General features: G+C 68.0%; 10 protein-coding genes. 3 read left to right on the top strand and 7 right to left on the bottom strand.

From position 1 onward, the window contains the following. The first annotated feature begins 72 nt into the window (after positions 1-72). A complete protein-coding gene (gene secD, locus ABQY64_RS12600) occupies positions 73-1,917 on the top strand; it encodes a protein translocase subunit SecD (protein WP_179465659.1) in 1,845 nt (614 codons plus the stop codon). A gap of 112 nt (positions 1,918-2,029) precedes the next feature. Further along, on the top strand, positions 2,030-2,998 hold the full coding sequence (gene secF, locus ABQY64_RS12595; RefSeq protein WP_046343154.1) for a protein translocase subunit SecF: 969 nt from the start codon (positions 2,030-2,032) through the stop codon (positions 2,996-2,998). 471 nt (positions 2,999-3,469) lie between these two features. Here the strand turns inward: secF and ABQY64_RS12590 are convergent, their stop codons facing one another. The 4 genes from ABQY64_RS12590 to ptsP all read right to left on the bottom strand — a co-directional run bounded on the left by ABQY64_RS12590 (position 3,470) and on the right by ptsP (position 10,256). Further along, positions 3,470-4,747 carry a carbohydrate porin gene (locus ABQY64_RS12590; RefSeq protein WP_164738898.1) on the bottom strand — a complete coding sequence of 426 codons (1,278 nt, stop codon included), beginning with the start codon at positions 4,745-4,747 and terminating at the stop codon, positions 3,470-3,472. Between the two features lie 186 nt (positions 4,748-4,933). After that, positions 4,934-6,670 carry a PTS fructose transporter subunit IIC gene (locus ABQY64_RS12585; RefSeq protein ID WP_115042307.1) on the bottom strand — a complete coding sequence of 579 codons (1,737 nt, stop codon included), beginning with the start codon at positions 6,668-6,670 and terminating at the stop codon, positions 4,934-4,936. Between the two features lie 113 nt (positions 6,671-6,783). Continuing rightward, entirely contained in the window at positions 6,784-7,740 is a 957-nt protein-coding gene (gene pfkB, locus ABQY64_RS12580; protein WP_349779307.1) for a 1-phosphofructokinase, read from the bottom strand. Beyond that, complete coding sequence (ptsP, locus tag ABQY64_RS12575) at positions 7,737-10,256, bottom strand: phosphoenolpyruvate--protein phosphotransferase (protein ID WP_349779308.1); 2,520 nt, start codon at positions 10,254-10,256, stop codon at positions 7,737-7,739. The genes pfkB and ptsP overlap by 4 nt, the downstream gene beginning before the upstream one ends. 160 nt (positions 10,257-10,416) lie before the next feature. On the opposite strand from ptsP, the gene ABQY64_RS12570 reads away from it, so the two are divergent. Then, complete coding sequence (locus ABQY64_RS12570) at positions 10,417-11,406, top strand: LacI family DNA-binding transcriptional regulator (RefSeq protein ID WP_349779309.1); 990 nt, start codon at positions 10,417-10,419, stop codon at positions 11,404-11,406. Between the two features lie 292 nt (positions 11,407-11,698). Here ABQY64_RS12570 and ABQY64_RS12565 read toward each other — a convergent pair whose 3' ends face one another. From ABQY64_RS12565 to ABQY64_RS12555, 3 genes are read right to left on the bottom strand one after another with little or no spacing between them, the layout of a single operon-like run. Next, positions 11,699-14,869, bottom strand: a complete 3,171-nt coding sequence (locus ABQY64_RS12565; protein ID WP_016904419.1) for a multidrug efflux RND transporter permease subunit — start codon at positions 14,867-14,869, stop codon at positions 11,699-11,701. Between the two features lie 12 nt (positions 14,870-14,881). Then, positions 14,882-16,189 (bottom strand): efflux RND transporter periplasmic adaptor subunit, encoded by a 1,308-nt coding sequence (locus ABQY64_RS12560; RefSeq protein ID WP_039522021.1) that lies wholly within the window; start codon positions 16,187-16,189, stop codon positions 14,882-14,884. Positions 16,190-16,203: 14 nt separating this feature from the next. Then, complete coding sequence (locus tag ABQY64_RS12555) at positions 16,204-16,863, bottom strand: TetR/AcrR family transcriptional regulator (protein WP_053051101.1); 660 nt, start codon at positions 16,861-16,863, stop codon at positions 16,204-16,206. Positions 16,864-16,993: the final 130 nt, after the last annotated feature.

The following is a 16,993-nucleotide window of genomic DNA, read 5'->3' as shown; positions in this document are numbered from 1 at the left end:
TTGTATTGGCCGCCTGAAGTCGTTCTCACTGCTAGGCGCGCCGCCGGGATGGTGTCGCGCGGGACTGTCGCAATGCTCGAATTTCCTCGCTGGAAGTATTTCCTGATCCTGCTGGTGCTGGCGGTCAGCGCGTTGTACGCGTTGCCCAACATCTACCAGAAGGACCCGTCCGTGCAGATCACCGCCAGCCGCGGTGCCCAGCTCGACGACGCCTTGCGCAGCCGCATCGACGCCGACCTCAAGGCCGCCGGCATCACGCCGAAGGCCGTCACCCGGGAAGGCGACAGCCTGATGGTGCGCCTGCCCAACCTGCAGGCACAGACCCGCGCCAACGACGTGCTGCGCCAGCAACTGGGCGAAAACTACACGGTGGCGCTGAATCTGGCCTCGACCGTGCCGGACTGGCTGGCCAAGCTGGGCGGCCGGCCGATGGTGCTGGGCCTGGACCTGGTCGGCGGCGTGCACTTCGCCATGCAGGTGGACCAGAAGGCCGCGCTGGAAAAGCGTCTGGACGGCTTTGCCGAAGACATCCGCACCACGCTGCGTGACGGCCGTATCGCCTATCGCTCGGTCGAGCGCCGCGGCGACAACAGCATCCAGGTCAGCCTGAGCGAGGGCGCCAGCGTCGACGCCGCGCGCACCGCGCTGGCCAAGTCGCAGCCGACCCTGACCTACGACGTCAGCGGCCAGAACATCTCGGTCAAGGTGCCGGAGGCCGAACTCAAGCAGATCGCCAGCGGCGCGATCGAGCAGAACCTCACCACCTTGCGTAATCGCGTCAACGCGCTGGGCGTGTCCGAACCGACCATCCAGCGCCAGGGCGAGGACCGCATCGTGGTCGAACTGCCCGGCCTGCAGGACACCGCCGAGGCCAAGCGCCTGATCGGCGCCACCGCCTCGCTGGAGTTCCGCGCGGTGGTGGAAGGCAATGCCGAAGACGCCGTGCGCAGCGGCAGCATCCCGCCCGAAGCCAAGGTCTACCGCGTGCGCGATACCGGCGCGCCGGTGCTGCTCAACAAGCGCGCGCTGGTGACCGGCGACCAGATGGTCAGCGCCAGCGTCAGCACCGACCAGAACGGCATGCCGGCGGTGGCGGTGACGCTCAACAACGTCGCCGGCCAGCGCATGCTCGACTACACCAGCGCCAACGTCGGCAAGCTGATGTCGGTGGTCTATATCGAGCGCATTCCCACCGTCAGCATGGTCGACGGCAAGGAAGTGCGCAGCGTGCGGGTCAAGGAAGAGGCGCTGTCGCCGACCCGTATCGCCGGCGTGTTCGGCAAGAACTTCCAGACCACCGGTCTGGAAAAGACCGAAGCGGAGAACCTGGCCAAGCTGCTGAAATCCGGTTCGCTGGCCGCACCGATGGATTTCGTCGAGGAATACGTGATCGGCCCGAGCCTGGGCGCGGAGAACGTGGAGCGCGGCGTCACCGCGGTGGTCTACTCGTTCCTGTTCACGCTGGTGTTCTTCACCGTCTACTACCGCGTGTTCGGCGCGATCACCTCGGTGGCGCTGCTGTTCAACCTTCTGATCGTGGTGGCGGTGATGTCGCTGTTCGGCGCCACCATGACGCTGCCCGGGTTTGCCGGCCTGGCGTTGTCGGTGGGCCTGTCGGTGGACGCCAACGTGCTGATCAACGAGCGTATCCGCGAGGAACTGCGACTGGGCGTGCCGGCCAAATCGGCGATTGCCGCCGGTTATGAAAAGGCCGGCGGCACCATCCTGGACGCCAACCTCACCGGTTTGATCGTGGCGGTGGCCTTGTACGCGTTCGGCACCGGTCCGTTGAAGGGCTTCGCGCTGACCATGATGATCGGTATCTTCGCCTCGATGTTCACCGCGATCACCGTGTCGCGTGCGCTGGCGGTGCTGATCTACGGCCGCCGCAAGAAGCTGAAGACCGTCGCCATCTGAGATGCGAGTCCGGCCTTGCCCCTGCAGCGCGCTGCAAGGGGCGGGGGATGAATCCCTTCGCAAGCGTTGCGCATCCTGACGGTGCGCAACGTCTAAACGGAAGATCTTTTCCATGAAATTGTTCCCGCTCCATCTCATTCCCAACGACACCAAGATCGACTTCATGCGCCTGCGCAAGCCGGTGCTGATCCTGATGCTGGTGATCGCGGTGGCCTCGGTCGGCATCATCGTCGGCAAGGGCTTCAACTACGCGCTGGAATTCACCGGCGGCACGCTGGTGCAGACCTCGTTCCAGAAGACCGTGGACGTGGACCAGGTGCGCGAGCAGCTGGCCAAGGCCGGCTTCGAGAACGCCCAGGTGCAGAACGCGCGCGGCGGCAACGAAGTGATGATCCGCCTGCAGGCGCGCGAGCAGCACAACAACCGCGACGATGCCGCAACCACCGTCGCCGAAGAAGTGCGCAAGGCGGTCAGCACCGCGCAGAACCCCGCCACCGTGCAGCCGGGCGAATTCGTCGGCCCGCAGGTCGGCAAGGACCTGGCCTTGAACGGCGTGTACGCCACGGTGTTCATGCTGGTGGGCTTTCTGATCTACATCGCCTTCCGCTTCGAGTGGAAGTTCGCGGTGGTCGCCAGCCTGACCGCCTTGTTCGACCTGCTGGTCACCGTGGCCTTCGTGTCGCTGACAGGCCGCGAGTTCGACCTGACCGTGCTGGCCGGCCTGCTGTCGGTGATGGGCTTTGCGATCAACGACATCATCGTGGTGTTCGACCGCGTGCGCGAAAACTTCCGCGCGTTGCGGGTGGAGCCGCTGGAAGTGCTGAACCGCTCGATCAACCAGACGCTCTCGCGCACGGTGATCACCGCGGTGATGTTCTTCCTGTCGGCACTGGCTCTGTACATCTACGGCGGCGAGTCGATGGAAGGCCTGGCCGAGACGCACATGATCGGCGCGGTGATCGTGGTGATCTCCTCGGTGATCGTCGCAGTGCCGATGCTGAGCATCGGGCCGTTTGCCGTCACCAAGCAGGATCTGCTGCCCAAGGCCAAGGACGTGGAGGCGCTGGCGCGTCGTCCCTGATTCGTCATCGATCTTCGATCACGAAAAAACCGCGCACTGCGCGGTTTTTTCGTTTTGGCGCATCGAGCAGGGCAACGCAACGTATCGTAGGAGCGCGCCTGAGCGCGACGAGGCTTTATCGGTAACGCCTCATCGCGCCCAGGTGCGCTCCTACCGGGCCGGACGAGTGCGCTGGCTAAACCCGCCGAAACCAGGTCAGCCATGCAGTGCAATGCGTCGTAGGAGCGCGCCTGAGCGCGATGAGGCTTTATCGGGAATGCTTCATCGCGCCCGGGTGTGCTCCTTCCGGGTCGGGCGAGCGCCCTGGCGAATTCGCCAAACCCAGGTCAGCCATGCAATGGAATGCGTCGTAGGAGCGCGCTTGCGCGCGATCGGGCTTTATCGGGAATGCCTCGTCGCGCTCAGGCGCGCTCCTACGAGCTAGGTAGTGCGCTGCAACGTCCTGCAACGCACGCACCGATCCTCGCGGACTTACAGATTCCAATCGATCCGCATGCCGGCGATCAGCGCGTTCTTCAGATCGTTGGTGCGGGTCGGTTCGTTGAACTGGTCGGGGTTGATCACGTAATGCAGGTTCGGCGCGATGCGCAGGCGCTTGGTGACCTGGATGCCGTAGCTCAGCTCCATCATGATCTGGTTGTCGGCCGGGGTGCCGGTGCCGCCGGCCGAGGCGCGGGCCAGGCGCAGGTTTTCGATCGCCTCGTCGCTGTACTTCTGCTGGGTGATCACAAAGGCGATGTTGTCCTGTGGGCGGCTGGCGAAGGTGCCTTTCTGCACCAGGCCCAGTTGCACGAAGTGGTCCTCGATCGCCTGACCACCGGTGCTCTTGAGGATGGCGCCGAACACGGTCAGGCCGCGGCTACCGGACGGATCCGGGTTGGTGACCTGTTGTTCGAAGCGGGCGAACATGCCCGAGCGGCCCTGCTTGTTCTCGTAGCCCAGGCCACTGAGCACGGCCGGGTTGCCGTTGCGGTCGCGCAGCGGGTCGGTGTAGTCGGAGTTGTCCTGCCAGCCGCCCAGTTCGTACATCGCGGCCATGCTGCCGTCGCCGCCCTTGTTCTTGTAGCCGACCGCGTAAGGCACCACCACGCCGGTGGTGTCGTCGGTGCTCCACTTCAGGCCGTGCTGGCCGTCCTGGGCCTGCACCGGGTTCACCTCGTAGGCGCCCACATGCACGTAGACCTTGGGCGTGACCCAGGCGGTGGCATGCGCGGCCCAGCTGGACACCGGCCAGTAGGTGAAGTTGCTGGTGCGGAACACGAAGGTGGGGTTGCCGCAGGCCGAGTTGCCCTGGAAGTACTGGCACAGGTCCGAGCCGAGGAAATGGATGTTGGCCACGCTGCGGCCGGCCTCCAGTTCCAGGCGGTCGTCGAACAGTTTCTGCAGCAGGGTGAAGTTGGCCAGCCGCGTGCCCTGGCCGCCGTAGATCTCCTGCACCGAGGTGCTGTTGCCGATGCTGCTGTTGGCCAGGTTGGTGCCGTGGCGGTTGGTGACGTACAGCTTGACGGTGGCGCCGCCCCAGCCGAACAGTCGGTCCATGTCGACGTCGGTACCGACCATCAGCTGGCCGGCATAGGCGTCGCCGTTCTTGCGGCCGCCATCGATCATCGAGGCGGCTTCGCCGGTGTAACCCAGCTTGAGCTTGAAGGCATCGGCGGCATCCTGCGCGTGGGCGAGCGGGGTCAGCGCCAGTGCCAGCGACAGGCACAGCAGGCGGGGACGGGCATGGCGGGGGGCGAGGACGGTCATGGCAGGACTCCGAACGAAGGAAGGCGTGGCCGGGTGGCGAACGCGACAGCTAGGGGATGGGCAAGCCGCTGTCCGCGCACGAGGGTGCGCAGCGCAGCGGTGAAACCAGTCAGGGGGGGGAGCGGGGCGGCGATCAGGCGTGGCGCATGCGCGGGCGGCAAGCGCCAGTGGCGGGGTGGCCGAAGGTCAGGCGACCACGTCGGCCACCGGCTTCTTGAGCAGGCGCAGTGCCACCGCGGTGACCAGCACGCCGACCACCAGGGCCAGCACGTAATTGAGCAGGTGGGTCACCGCGTTGGGGATCAGCAGCACGAAGATGCCGCCATGCGGTGCCTTCAACTCGGCACCGGCGGTCATCGAGATCGCGCCGGCCACGGCCGAGCCGATCACCAGCGCCGGGATGGTGCGCAGCGGGTCGCGCGCGGCATACGGGATGGCGCCTTCGGTGACGAAGGCCAGCCCGAGCACGCCGGCGGCCGTGGCCGAGCCGCGCTCTTCCACGGTGAAGCGGTTGCGGAACACCCAGGTGGCCAGCGCGATGCCCAGCGGCGGGGTCATGCCGGCCACCATAGCGGCGGCCATCGGGGTGTAGACCTGGCTGGCGATCAGGCCGGTGGAGAACGCATAGGCGGCCTTGTTGACCGGCCCGCCCATGTCGAAGGCCATCATGCCGCCGAGCAACAGGCCCAGCAGCAGCGCGCTGCTGCCCTGCATGCCGCGCAGCCAGGCGGTGAGCCAGGCCAGCAGGTCCGCCACCGGCTGGCCGAACACGTACATCATCGCCAGCCCGACCAGCAGGGTGCCCAGCACCGGCAGGATCAGCACCGGCTTGAGCCCTTCCAGATTGCGCGGCAGGCGGATGTAGCGGTTGAGCGCGGCCACGCCGTAGCCGGCGATGAAGCCGGCGATGATCCCGCCGAGGAAGCCGGCATTGAGGTTGGCCGCGACCAGCCCGCCGATCATGCCGGGCGCGATGCCGGGGCGGTCGGCGATGGAGTAGGCGATATAGCCGGCCAGCGCGGGCACCATCAGGGTAAAGCCGGCCTTGGCGCCGATCTGGAACAGCGACCAAGCCAGCGTGCCCTGGTGGGCATCGTCGCCGGCATAGATGCCGCCAAGTGCGAATGCCAGCGCGATCAACAGGCCGCCGGCGGTGACGAAGGGCAGCATGAACGACACGCCGGTCATCAGGTGCTTGTAGGCGCCGGTGCGGCCGTTGCCGGTGTTTTCGGCCTTGGCGGCGCCTGCGACCGGCGCCGCGCCGCCGTGCACGCCGGCTTCGGCCAGCGCTTTCTGGATCAAGGCCGGGCCATCGTTGATGGCCGGCTTGGTGCCGCTCTTGAACAGGCGCTTGCCGCCGAAACGGGCCAGGTCGACTTCGCGATCGGCGGCGATCAGCACCAGGTCGGCGTCGCGAATTTCCGCGTCGGTCAGGGCGTCCTGCGCGCCGACCGACCCCTGGGTTTCCACGCGGATCTGGTAGCCGAGTTTCTTGGCGGCCTGCTGCAGGCCTTCGGCGGCCATGAAGGTGTGCGCGATGCCGGTGGGGCAGGAGGTGATCGCGACGATGCGCTTGCTGCCGGTGCCCGCGCTGGCTGCGGCAGCCGATGCATTGGCGGCAGCCGGTGCGGCGAGCTGGTTCACTGCGGCGGCCGGGTCGTCCAGTACCGCGCCCAGGCTCAGGCGCAGCAGCTGCGCGTCGCCGAAGCGGGCGGTGTCGGCATCGGCGTCGCCGATCACCAGCACCTGGCTGGCGGCGCTGGCCAGTTCACCCGGCAATGCGCCGAGCACGCCCTGGTCGCTGCGGATTTCGATCGTCACGCTGCGCCCGGCGGCGGTGGCCGCGCGGCGCAGCGCTTCGGCCGCCAGGACGGCTTCGGTGCTGCGGTCGCCAGCGGCGATGACCACGATGGAAGAGGACATGCAAATCTCCTGCGTTGTTCGGTCGCCGGCAAACGCCGGCGGGATACGTGGTGTCTTGCGCAAAACACCGGCGCGTTGCGCTGGCACTGCCAGCGTTCTCGCCGGCGGTGGTGCTACGAGAGCGGGTCGATGACGATCTCGCCGGCGAGCTTGCGCACCTGCTGCGGGTTCAGCCGGCGCGCATCGCCGCTTTCCAGCCGGCTGAGCGAGAACGCGGTCGCCAGCCGTGCGCAACTTTCCAGATCGGTGGACTCGCCGAGCAGCGCCGCGGCCAGGCCGGCCACCATCGCGTCACCGGCGCCCACGCTGCTGCCCTGCGCCAGCCGCGGCGGGCGCGCGATCAGGCGCTGGTCGCGCTGCACGAACAGCGCGCCCTCGGTACCCATCGAAATGACCACCAGCTGGATGCCGCGTGCGATCAGTTCGTGCGCGGCGGCGCTGAGGGCGGCACGGTCGTTCAGCGGGCGGCCGGTCCAGGCTTCCAGCTCGTGGCGGTTCGGCTTGACCGCGTACGGCAGCGCCTGGCGCGCGGCACCGAGCGCGGCCACCAGCGGCGCGCCGCTGGTGTCCAGCAGCACGCGCGCACCGGCGGCGCTGGCCTGGGCCTGCAGCTGCGCCCAGCTGTCGTCCGGCAAGCCGGCCGGCAGGCTGCCCGACAGCACCACCGGCAGGCCGGGGCGCAGCAGCGGGGCGAGGTGATCGGCCACGCCCTGCAGGTGCGGCTGGCCCAGGCGCAGGCCGGGCAGGTTGATGTCGGTGGTGTCGTTGCTGCGCGCTTCGACCAGCTTGAGGTTGGTGCGGGTCTCGCCGGCCACGCGCTGGCAGTGATCGGCAATGCCGCGCTCGCGGAACAGCGCCTCGAACACGCCGGCATTGCCGACCCCGAGCACGCCGAGCGCGGCGACCTGGCTACCCCAGTCGGCCAGACAGGCGGCCACGTTGATGCCCTTGCCGCCGGCATCGTTGCGCACGCTGCTGGCGCGATGCACCGCGCCCGGCTGCAGGCTGTCGAGCTGGATGGTCTGGTCGATCGCCGGGTTCAGCGTCACCGTGATGGCGTGCAGGTTCATGCCTGGCCCTCGCGCTGCGCTTCCAGTGCGCGCACCTGCTCTGCGGTTTCGCAGTTCAGCGCCTGCTCGGCGAGCTGCTGCAGCGTGCTCAGCGCGGTGCCGCGCAGGCGTGCCTTGACCGCCGGGATGTCGTTGGGCGTCATCGACAGTTCCTGCACGCCCAGGCCGGCCAGCAGGCTGGCGCCGAACGGATCGCCGGCCAGGCCGCCGCATACGCCGACCCAGCGGTCGTGTTTGCGCGCACCTTCAATCGTGCTGCGGATCATGCGCAGCACTGCCGGGTGCAGGCTGTCGGCTTCGGCGGCCAGCTCCGGGTTCTGGCGGTCGATCGCCAGCACGTACTGGGTCAGGTCGTTGGTGCCGATCGAGAAGAAGTCCGCATGGCGCGCCAGCACGTCGGCCTGCGCGGCGGCGGCCGGCACCTCGATCATGATGCCGATCGGAACCTCGGGCGCGTCGAGTTCGGCGCGGATGCGCGCGCAGATGGCGCGCAGGGTGATCAGCTCCGGCACCGAGGTGATCATCGGGAACATGATCGACAGCCGCGCCCCGTCCTTGGCGGCGCGGTACAGCGCGCGCAGCTGCGGCTCCAGCAGGTCGGGGCGACGCAGCAGCAGGCGCGCGCCGCGGACGCCCAGGAACGGGTTTTCCTCGTGCGGCAGCTCCAGATGCGCCACCTGCTTGTCGCCGCCGATGTCCAGTGCGCGCACGATCAGCGGGCGGCCATCCAGCGCCTGCGCCATCGCCAGGTAGGTTGCGTGCTGCTCGTCCTCGCTGGGCGTGCTGCCGCTTTCCAGGAACAGGAATTCGGTCCGCATCAGGCCGACGCCTTCGGCGCCCTGGGTCAGCGCCATCGCGACCTGGTCGGGCAGGTTGACGTTGGCGCCGATGTCGATGTGGTGGCCGTCGCTGGTTTCGGCAGGCAATGCGCGCTGCGCGGCCTCGCGCTCGCGGATCGCCCGCTGCTCGGCGATATGCGTGCGCGCCGCATCCAGGTCCAGCTCTGACGGGTTGATGTACAGCCGCCCGCTGCTGCCGTCGATGATGGCGGTGACGCCGTCTTCGATATCCATGAGTTGGCCGCCGGCCGCGACCAGCGCCGGCAGGCCGAGCGTGCGTGACAGGATCGCGGTATGCGAGGTCGGCCCGCCTTGCGCGGTGGCCAGGCCGAGCACGCGTGCGGTGTCCAGGTTGGCGGTGTCCGACGGCGACAGATCGCCGGCCAGCAGGATGCAGGGCTGCTCGGGCAGGTCGGTCAGGCCGGCGCCGGCGGCAGCCGGGTCGAGCTGGGCCAGCACGCGGCGGCCGACGTCGCGCAGGTCGGCGGCGCGGCCGGCCAGCACCGGGTTGCCGAGTGCGGCCAGGCCCGAGGCGATTTGTTCCACCGCCTGGTGCCACGACCACGCCACGCCGTGGCCTTCGACCATCAGCTGGCAGGTGCGGGTGATCAGGTCGGTGTCGTTGAGCAGTTCGGCCTGGGCCTTGAAGATCGCCGCGTCCGAGGCGCCGAGCCGGCGCTGGGTGTCGTCCTGGATCGCCGCCAGCTGCTGGCGGGTGCGGGTCAGCGCGTCGTGAAGCAACGCGCCGCCATCGCCCAGGCCGACCGGTTGATCGGCCACCTCGGTCTGCGCCGCGCGCAGCCGGTGCACGATGCCGATCGCTACGCCCGGGCTGGCGCCGATGCCGACGATGGCCGGCTGCGCCTGCGGCGGCGTCCAGCCGGCCACCGGGGCGGCGCGGCGTTGCGCGGCACGCTCGGCATCGGCCTTTTCCTGCGCGGTCAGGCTGTCCATCACTGCGCGCAGGCGCTTGAGCAGCGCACCCGCATCAGTGCCTTCAGCCGAGACGGTGATGCTGTCGCCGGCACGCAGGCCCAGCTGCAGCAGGCCGACCAGGCTCTTGGCATCGGCGGCCTGGTCGCCGGCGCGCACCTGGGCGCGCGCCGAAAAACCGCGCGCCGTCTCGGCCCAACGGGTGGCCGGGCGGGCGTGCAGGCCGCTGGGGTAGACGATGGTCCATTCGAAGGATTCGGCCAGATCGGTGGCCGGCGCGGCGCTGCTGTCGGGTGCGCGGTCGCCGGTCAAGGCCGCCACGATCACGCCGGGGTCATCGGTGGTGAACAGCGCTTCCAGCTGGGCCGGGTCCTGGATCAGGCGGGTCAGCCGGCGCAGCAAGGTGATGTGGGTGTCGGACTGGGCGGCGATGCCGACCACCAGCCGGGTGGTCTGGCCCGGGTTCCATTCCACGCCCTCGGGCAACTGCAGCACCGCGATGCCGTCGCGGCGCACCAGGTGGCGGTCTTCGCCAACGCCGTGCGGGATCGCCAGGCCGTGGCCGAGGAAGGTGTTCGCCAGGCCTTCGCGGCGCCGCATGCTGGCGTCGTAGCCCGGCGCCACGCAGCCGGCGGCGACCAGCAACTGGGCGGCCTGCGCGATGGCGTCGTCCTTGTCGCGGGCATGCGCCCGCAGGCGCACGAGTTCGGGAGTGACGGGGGCGGCTGACGACGGAGAGGACAAGACGGACTCCGGGGTAGGAACGGGCTGGGCAGTATAGTGGGAACGTTCCCACGTTCCAGGTCAATGTGCGCTGCACAAAACGTTGTAGTGCTTTCGGGTTAGCATCAAATCAGAGACGGCGCCTGGCCCCAGGTGCGCAAATGGAGCGGGAACGGTCCCAGTGAGTATCAGCATCAATGACGTGGCCCGGGTGGCCGGGGTTTCCAAATCGACGGTCTCGCGCGCGCTGGGCACCGGCCCGGTCAGCGAGGAGGTGCGGGCCAAGGTCGAGGCGGCAGTGCGCCAGACCGGCTACCGGCCCAACCTGATGGCGCGGCGCCTGCGATCCCAGCAGTCCGGCATCCTGGGGGTGATCGTCGCCGACATCCGCAACCCGTACTTCACCGCGCTAATCCGCGCGGTGGAAGAGGTGGCCTACCGCGCCGGCATGCGCGTGACCCTGTGCAATACCGACGAAGACCCCGAGCGCGAGGCGCTGTACCTGCAATTGATGCAGGAAGAACGCATCACCGGGCTAATCTTCGCGCCGACCCGCAGCACGGTCGGGCGCATGCACGAGCTGGTGCTGGACTACCCGACCGTGCTGGTGGATCGCGCCGGCCCCGGCAGCCGCTACGACAGCGTGGTGCTGGACAACGCCGCGGCCATGGGCGAGCTGGTCGCGCATCTGCAGGCGCAGGGGTATCGGCGCATCGGCGGGCTGTTCGGTACCAGTACCACCGCGACCGAACGCCGCAACGGCTATCTGGCCGCAATGGCGGTGCCGGGGCTGACGCCGGCTTACCGCGAAGTGGCGCCCACCGCCGAAGCGGCGATCGCCGAAGTCGGCCAATGGCTGGCCGGCGCTGACCGCCCCGACGCCATCGTGACCAGTAACAGCCTGCTGTTGATGGGCGCGCTCAAGGCCGCCCGCACCGCCGGTTTGTGCATCCCCGACGATCTGGCCCTGGCCGGCTTCGACAACGAGCGCTGGACCGACTTGGTCGAGCCGGGGATCACCGTGGTCGAGCAACCGGTCGAGGACATGGGCCGCGCGGCGATGTCGCTGCTGCTGGAGCGTTTGAGCAATCCGCAGCTGCCGATCCGCCGCATGGTGATGACCGGCCGCTGCGTGGTGCGCGGCTCCACCGGCGCCCGCCCGCGCACCTAGCCGCCGCCGTCGTAGGAGCGCACCCGGGCGCGACCGGCGTTACCGGTACAGCCCATCGCGCCCGGGTGCGCTCCTACGACGGCGGGGCGTTTGTCGCGAATCGCGCTATGCGGGTCTTGTCCAAGCACGCCATGTCACCAATCCCTGCCACCCCGTAGGAGCGCACCTGGGCGCGACGGGCGTTACCGGTACAGCCCGTCGCGCCCGGGTGCGCTCCTACGGACATGACTGCAGCGCAGCCAAAAAAAGCCCCGGCACTGCCGGGGCTTTTCGTTCTACGCCATGTCCGGGATCAGCGATCCGGACGATGCGGGCCAGAGTCGTTCTGCGCGAGCAGGTATTCCTTGGACTGCTCGTCCAGCTTGTCGCCCAGCATGCGGCGCACCACCACGAAGAACAGCGGGATGAAGATCACGCCGAGTACGGTGGCGAACACCATGCCGCCGATCACGCCGGTACCGATGGAGTGACGCGAGTTGGCGCCGGCACCGGTGGAGATGGCCAGCGGCAGCACGCCCAGGATGAAGGCGAACGAGGTCATCAGGATCGGGCGGAAGCGCAGATGCGCCGCTTCCAGCGTCGCCTCGCGCAGCGTCTTGCCTGCCGCACGCTGCTCCACCGCGAACTCCACGATCAGGATTGCGTTCTTGGCCGCCAGACCGATCACCGTGATCATGCCGATCTTGAAGTACAGATCGTTCGGCAGGCCGCGCAGCATCGAGAAGGTGATCGCACCCAGCACGCCGATCGGCACCACCATCAGCACCGCCACCGGAATCGACCAGCTCTCGTAGAGCGCGGCCAGGCACAGGAACACCACCACCACCGACAACGCCAGCAACAGCGTGGCTGCATTACCGGCGATGATTTCCTGGTACGACATGCCGCTCCAGTCGAAGCCGAAGCCCGGCGGCAGGTCGTTGTTGACGATCTCCTCCATCGCGGTCATCGCCTGGCCGGAGCTGCCGCCCGGGGCCGGGTTGCCGACGATGTTCACCGCCGAATAGCCGTTGTAGCGGTTCAGTGCCGGCGAGGCGTAGGTCCAGTCGGCCTTGACCACATTGCTCAGCGGAATCATCCCCGGCTGACCATCGGCACCGGTGGCCGTGGCGCTGGGGCTGAAGAAGCTGCGCAGCGACTCGGGGCCGGTACGGAACTGGTCGTCGGCACGGATGTTGACGCGCTTGATGCGGCCTTCGGAGAAGTAGTCGTTGACGTAGACAGGCGCCAGCATCAGCTGGATCGAGCTGTAGATGTCGCTGACGTCCAGGCCCATCGACTGCGCCTGCACACGGTCCACGTGCAGTTGCAGCTGCGGCGCGTCTTCCAGCCCGTTCGGGCGCACGCCCACCATGGTGTCCTGCTTTTCCGCCGCCTTGCCCAGCACGATGTTGCGCGCCTGGGTCAAAGCTTGCTGGCCTGCGCCGGAGCGGTCCTGCAGCCACATGTCGAAGCCGCCGAACTGGCCCAGGCCCTGCACGGTGGGCAGGTTGACCACGAAGATCTGCGCGCCCTTGATGCCGTAGAAGGCACCGTTGAGCTGCTGGATCAACTGCTCGGCAGTAACGTCACGCTCTTCCCACGGCTTGAGCCGGATGAAGCCCATGCCGACGTTTTCGCCCGAGCCCAGGAAGCTGAAGCCGGCGATCTGCAGCATGCCTTCCACGGCCGGCTGCTTCTCCAGCACCGCACGCATCTGCGCGAAGGCCTCGTTGGTGCGGATCTTGGTCGCGCCCGGCGGCAGCTGCACGATGGCCACCGCAAAGCCCTGGTCCTCTTCCGGCAGGAAGCTGCCCGGCATGCGGGTGAACAGGAAGCCGCACAGCACCACCAGCACCACGAACACGATCATCCACGGCGGCGAGCGCTTGAGGGTGTGGCCGACCACGCCGACATAGCGATGCGCCAGCTTGTCGTAGTACTTGTCGAAGGTGCGGTAGACCCAGTTCTTCTTGGTCGAATGGGTCGACTTGAGGAACGCGCCGCACAGCGCCGGGGTGAAGCTCAACGCCAGGAACGCGGAGAACCCCATCGACATGGCGATGGTCAGTGCGAACTGCTTGTAGATCGCGCCCGAAGCGCCCGGTTGCAGCGAGGAGGGGATGAACACCGCCGCCAGCACCACGGTGATGGCCACCACCGCGCCGGTGATCTGGGTCATCGCCTTCTGGGTGGCCGCCTTCGGCTCCAGGTGTTCCTCGCTCATGATGCGTTCGACGTTCTCGATCACCACGATCGCGTCGTCGACCACGATGCCGATCGCCAGCACCATCGCAAACAGCGTCAGCTGGTTGATGGTGAAGCCGATCATGTACATGCCGAAGAACGTGCCCAGCAGCGCGACCGGAATCACCAGCGTGGGGATCACGGTGGCGCGGAAGTTCTGCAGGAACAGCAGCATCACCAGGAACACCAGCACGATGGCTTCCACCAGCGTGTGGATCACTTCCTCGATCGAGATGCGCACGAAGGTGGTCGATTCGTACGGCGCAAACCAGGTCACGCCCTGCGGGAAGGTCGGCTGCAGCTCGTCGAGCTTGGCACCGACCGCCTCGGACACGTTCAGGGCGTTGGCGCCCGGCAACAGCTGGATACCGAAGGCACCGGTCGGCTTGCCGTTGTACTGGGTGTCGAAGCCGTAGTTGCTCGGCCCCACGGTGACCCGTGCGACATCCTTCAACCGCACCGTGGCGCCGTTGTTGTCGGTGCGCAGGATGATGTTCTCGAACTGGTCCGGCGAGCTGAAGCGGCCCTCGGCCGAGACCGTGGCGGTGAAGCTGATGCCTTCCGGGGTCGGGTCGGCGCCCACCGAACCGGCCGCGAACTGCACGTTCTGGTTGCGCACCGCGGTCAGCACCTGGGTGGCCGACAGGTTGTAGCCCTGCAGCTTCTCCGGGTTCAACCAGATGTTCATCGCGTACTCGGCGCCGAACTGGTTGGTGCTGCCCACGCCGGGCACGCGTGAGATCTGCTCGAGCACGCGCGAGCCGACGATGTCGTTGAGCGCGTCGCGGTTGATCGACGGGTTGTCCGAGCGCAACGCGGCCACCATCAGGAAGCCGGCGTTGGCCTTGGCCACCACCACACCCTGCTGGGTCACTTCCGAGGGCAGGCGCGGCGTGGCCAGCGACACCTTGTTCTGCACCTGCACCTGCGCGATATCCGCGTCGGTGCCGGTTTCGAAGGTCAGCGTGATGGTCACGCGGCCATTGGCGGCCGAGGACGAGTTGAAGTACAGCAGGTGATCGATACCGGTGAGCTGCTGCTCGATGACCTGGGTCACCGCTTTTTCGGCGGTATCGGCGCTGGCGCCGGGGAAGTTGGCGGTAACGGTGACCTGCGGCGGGGCGATCGTCGGGTACGACTCGATACCCAGATTCAGGATCGAGATCACGCCCGCAAGCGAGATCAGGATCGCCACCACCCAGGCAAAGATCGGGTGTTCGATGAAAAACTTAGGCATGTCCGGGTTCCGTTACTGCTGCTTGGACTGGGAGTCGGCCGGCTGCGCCGCAGCGTCCGGCTTGGACTGTTCCTGCGCGGCCGGTGCCGCTGCATCGGCCTTGTCGGCTGCCGGTGCGGCCTGTGCGCCGCCACCCTGGGCGGCGGCCGGAGCCGCGCCCGGTGCGCCCGGCTGGCCGCCCTGCGCCGGCTTGTTCGGATCCCACGGCACGCCCTTGGCCGGCTGGCCTTCCTTCGCCTTCTGCACGCCATCGACGATCACCTGGTCGCCCGGGGTCATGCCCGCGGTGACGATCCACTGGCCCTTCTGCTGGCCATCGACGGTGAGATTCTTGCGTGCCACCTTGCCGTCCTTGCCCAGCACCAGCGCATAGGCGCCGGTGGCATCGCGCTGCACGGCCTGCTGCGGCAGCAGGTAGGCATTGTTGCGCTGGCCCAGGCTGGCCTTGAAGGTCACGAACGCGCCCGGCAGCAGCGCCTGCTCCGGATTGGGCAGGGTCGCGCGCAGCGACACCGCACCGGTGCTCGGGTCCACCGTCACCGCCGACACGTCGAGCGTACCCGGGTGCGGGTACTGCGTGCCGTTGCCCAGTTCCACGTTGATGGTGGACTTGCCGTCGCCGCTGAGCTGCACGTTGCCGCTGCTCTGGGCCTGGCGCAGGGCGGCGAGCTCTTCGCTGCTCATCGCAAAGTTCACGTACAGCGGGTCGATCTGGTCGACCGTGGTCAGCAGGGTCGCCTCACCCGAGCCCACCAACGCACCCTCGGTCACGCGCTGGATGCCGGCGCGGCCGGTGATCGGCGAGGTGACGCTGGCAAAGCCGAGCTGGATGCGGGCGGACTGGACCTGGCCGCGTGCCTGCTGCACGTTGGCGCTGGAGGAGCGCTCGGTGGCTTCGGCGTTGTCGATGTCGGCACGCGACACGTACTGCTGCGGGGCCAGGCTGCGCGCGCGCTTGGCGGCGACCTGGGCATTGGCATAGGTCGCCTCGGCGGCGGCCAGCTGGCCTTGGGCCTGCAGCAGCGTGGCCTTCAGCGGCGCCGGGTCGATCTCGAACAGCGGCTGGCCTTCCTTGACGTCGGTGCCTTCGGTGTACAGGCGCTTGAGCAGCACGCCGTCCACGCGCGCGCGCACGTCGGCCGAGCGGAACGCCGACAGCCGGCCGACCAGGTCGCGTTCCAGCGGCAGGGTCTGCGGCTTCATTTCCAGCACCGACACTTCCGGCGGCGGCGGCGCCTGCTGTTGTTCGGGCTTGCTGCAGGCAGCCAGCGCCAGGGTGATGGCACAGGCCAGGCCGAATGTGCGGAGCGGGGCGATCATCAGGAGGAACTCCGTTAGGGTCTTGAAGTGAGAAAGGAAAGCGGGGACAGCGAAGGCGTGGCAGCGACCGCGGCAAATGCGCGCAGGAAGGTGTCGACAGCGAATTGCGCCCACTGCTGCCTGGCGGGAAGGCCGGCGCGGTGGGGAACCTGAAAGCGTTGCCGGTCGAAATCCAGACCGACGATCATGCTCAACAGCAGTTCGGCCATACAGTGCGGATCGTCATGGCGCAGCTGGCCGGCCTGCATCGCCTGCTCGAAGCGCTGCGCCAGGCGCTGCTGCATGCCGACGACCCCGTCCTGGAAGATCTGCTGCGACTGATCGGGGAACCGGTGCGATTCGGCTTCCACCAACCGGCAGGTCTGTAACACATCCGGGCTGTTCAGGCGGTCAAGGTGGGCCATGGCGAAGGCCAGCAGATCCTCGCGCAACTCGCCCGAGGCGGTGCCCAGCGGCACCGTGGCCAGATGCACATGGTCCTGAAGGACATCGCGCAGCAGGTTTTCTTTACAACCGTAATAACTATAGAGCGTCTGCTTGGAGCAGCCGGCGCGCTCGGCCACCGCATCCATGCTCAGCCGCATGCCGCGCTCGGCAAGCAGCGTATGCACAGCCGCATGGATGCGGCGATCGCAGTCCGAGCGCCGGGCAGCACGGTGGGAACGGGGGGTCATGGCGGTAGACTATACCGTCCAGTTTAGTTTTTAAACAGGCTTGACGGTCGCAGTTCTGTCTGCGCAACGCCTTGTGGCCCAAGCGCCCGGCCGGACTTTGCCGGTTGTGGCGGTCTGGCGGCTGGCCATG

The sequence above is a fragment of the Xanthomonas sp. WHRI 7065 genome, assembly GCF_040203115.2.
Taxonomy (GTDB): Bacteria; Pseudomonadota; Gammaproteobacteria; order Xanthomonadales; family Xanthomonadaceae; genus Xanthomonas; species Xanthomonas arboricola.
The sequence above is the reverse complement of the archived record's forward strand: the minus strand, read 5'-3'. Positions and strand labels throughout refer to the sequence as shown.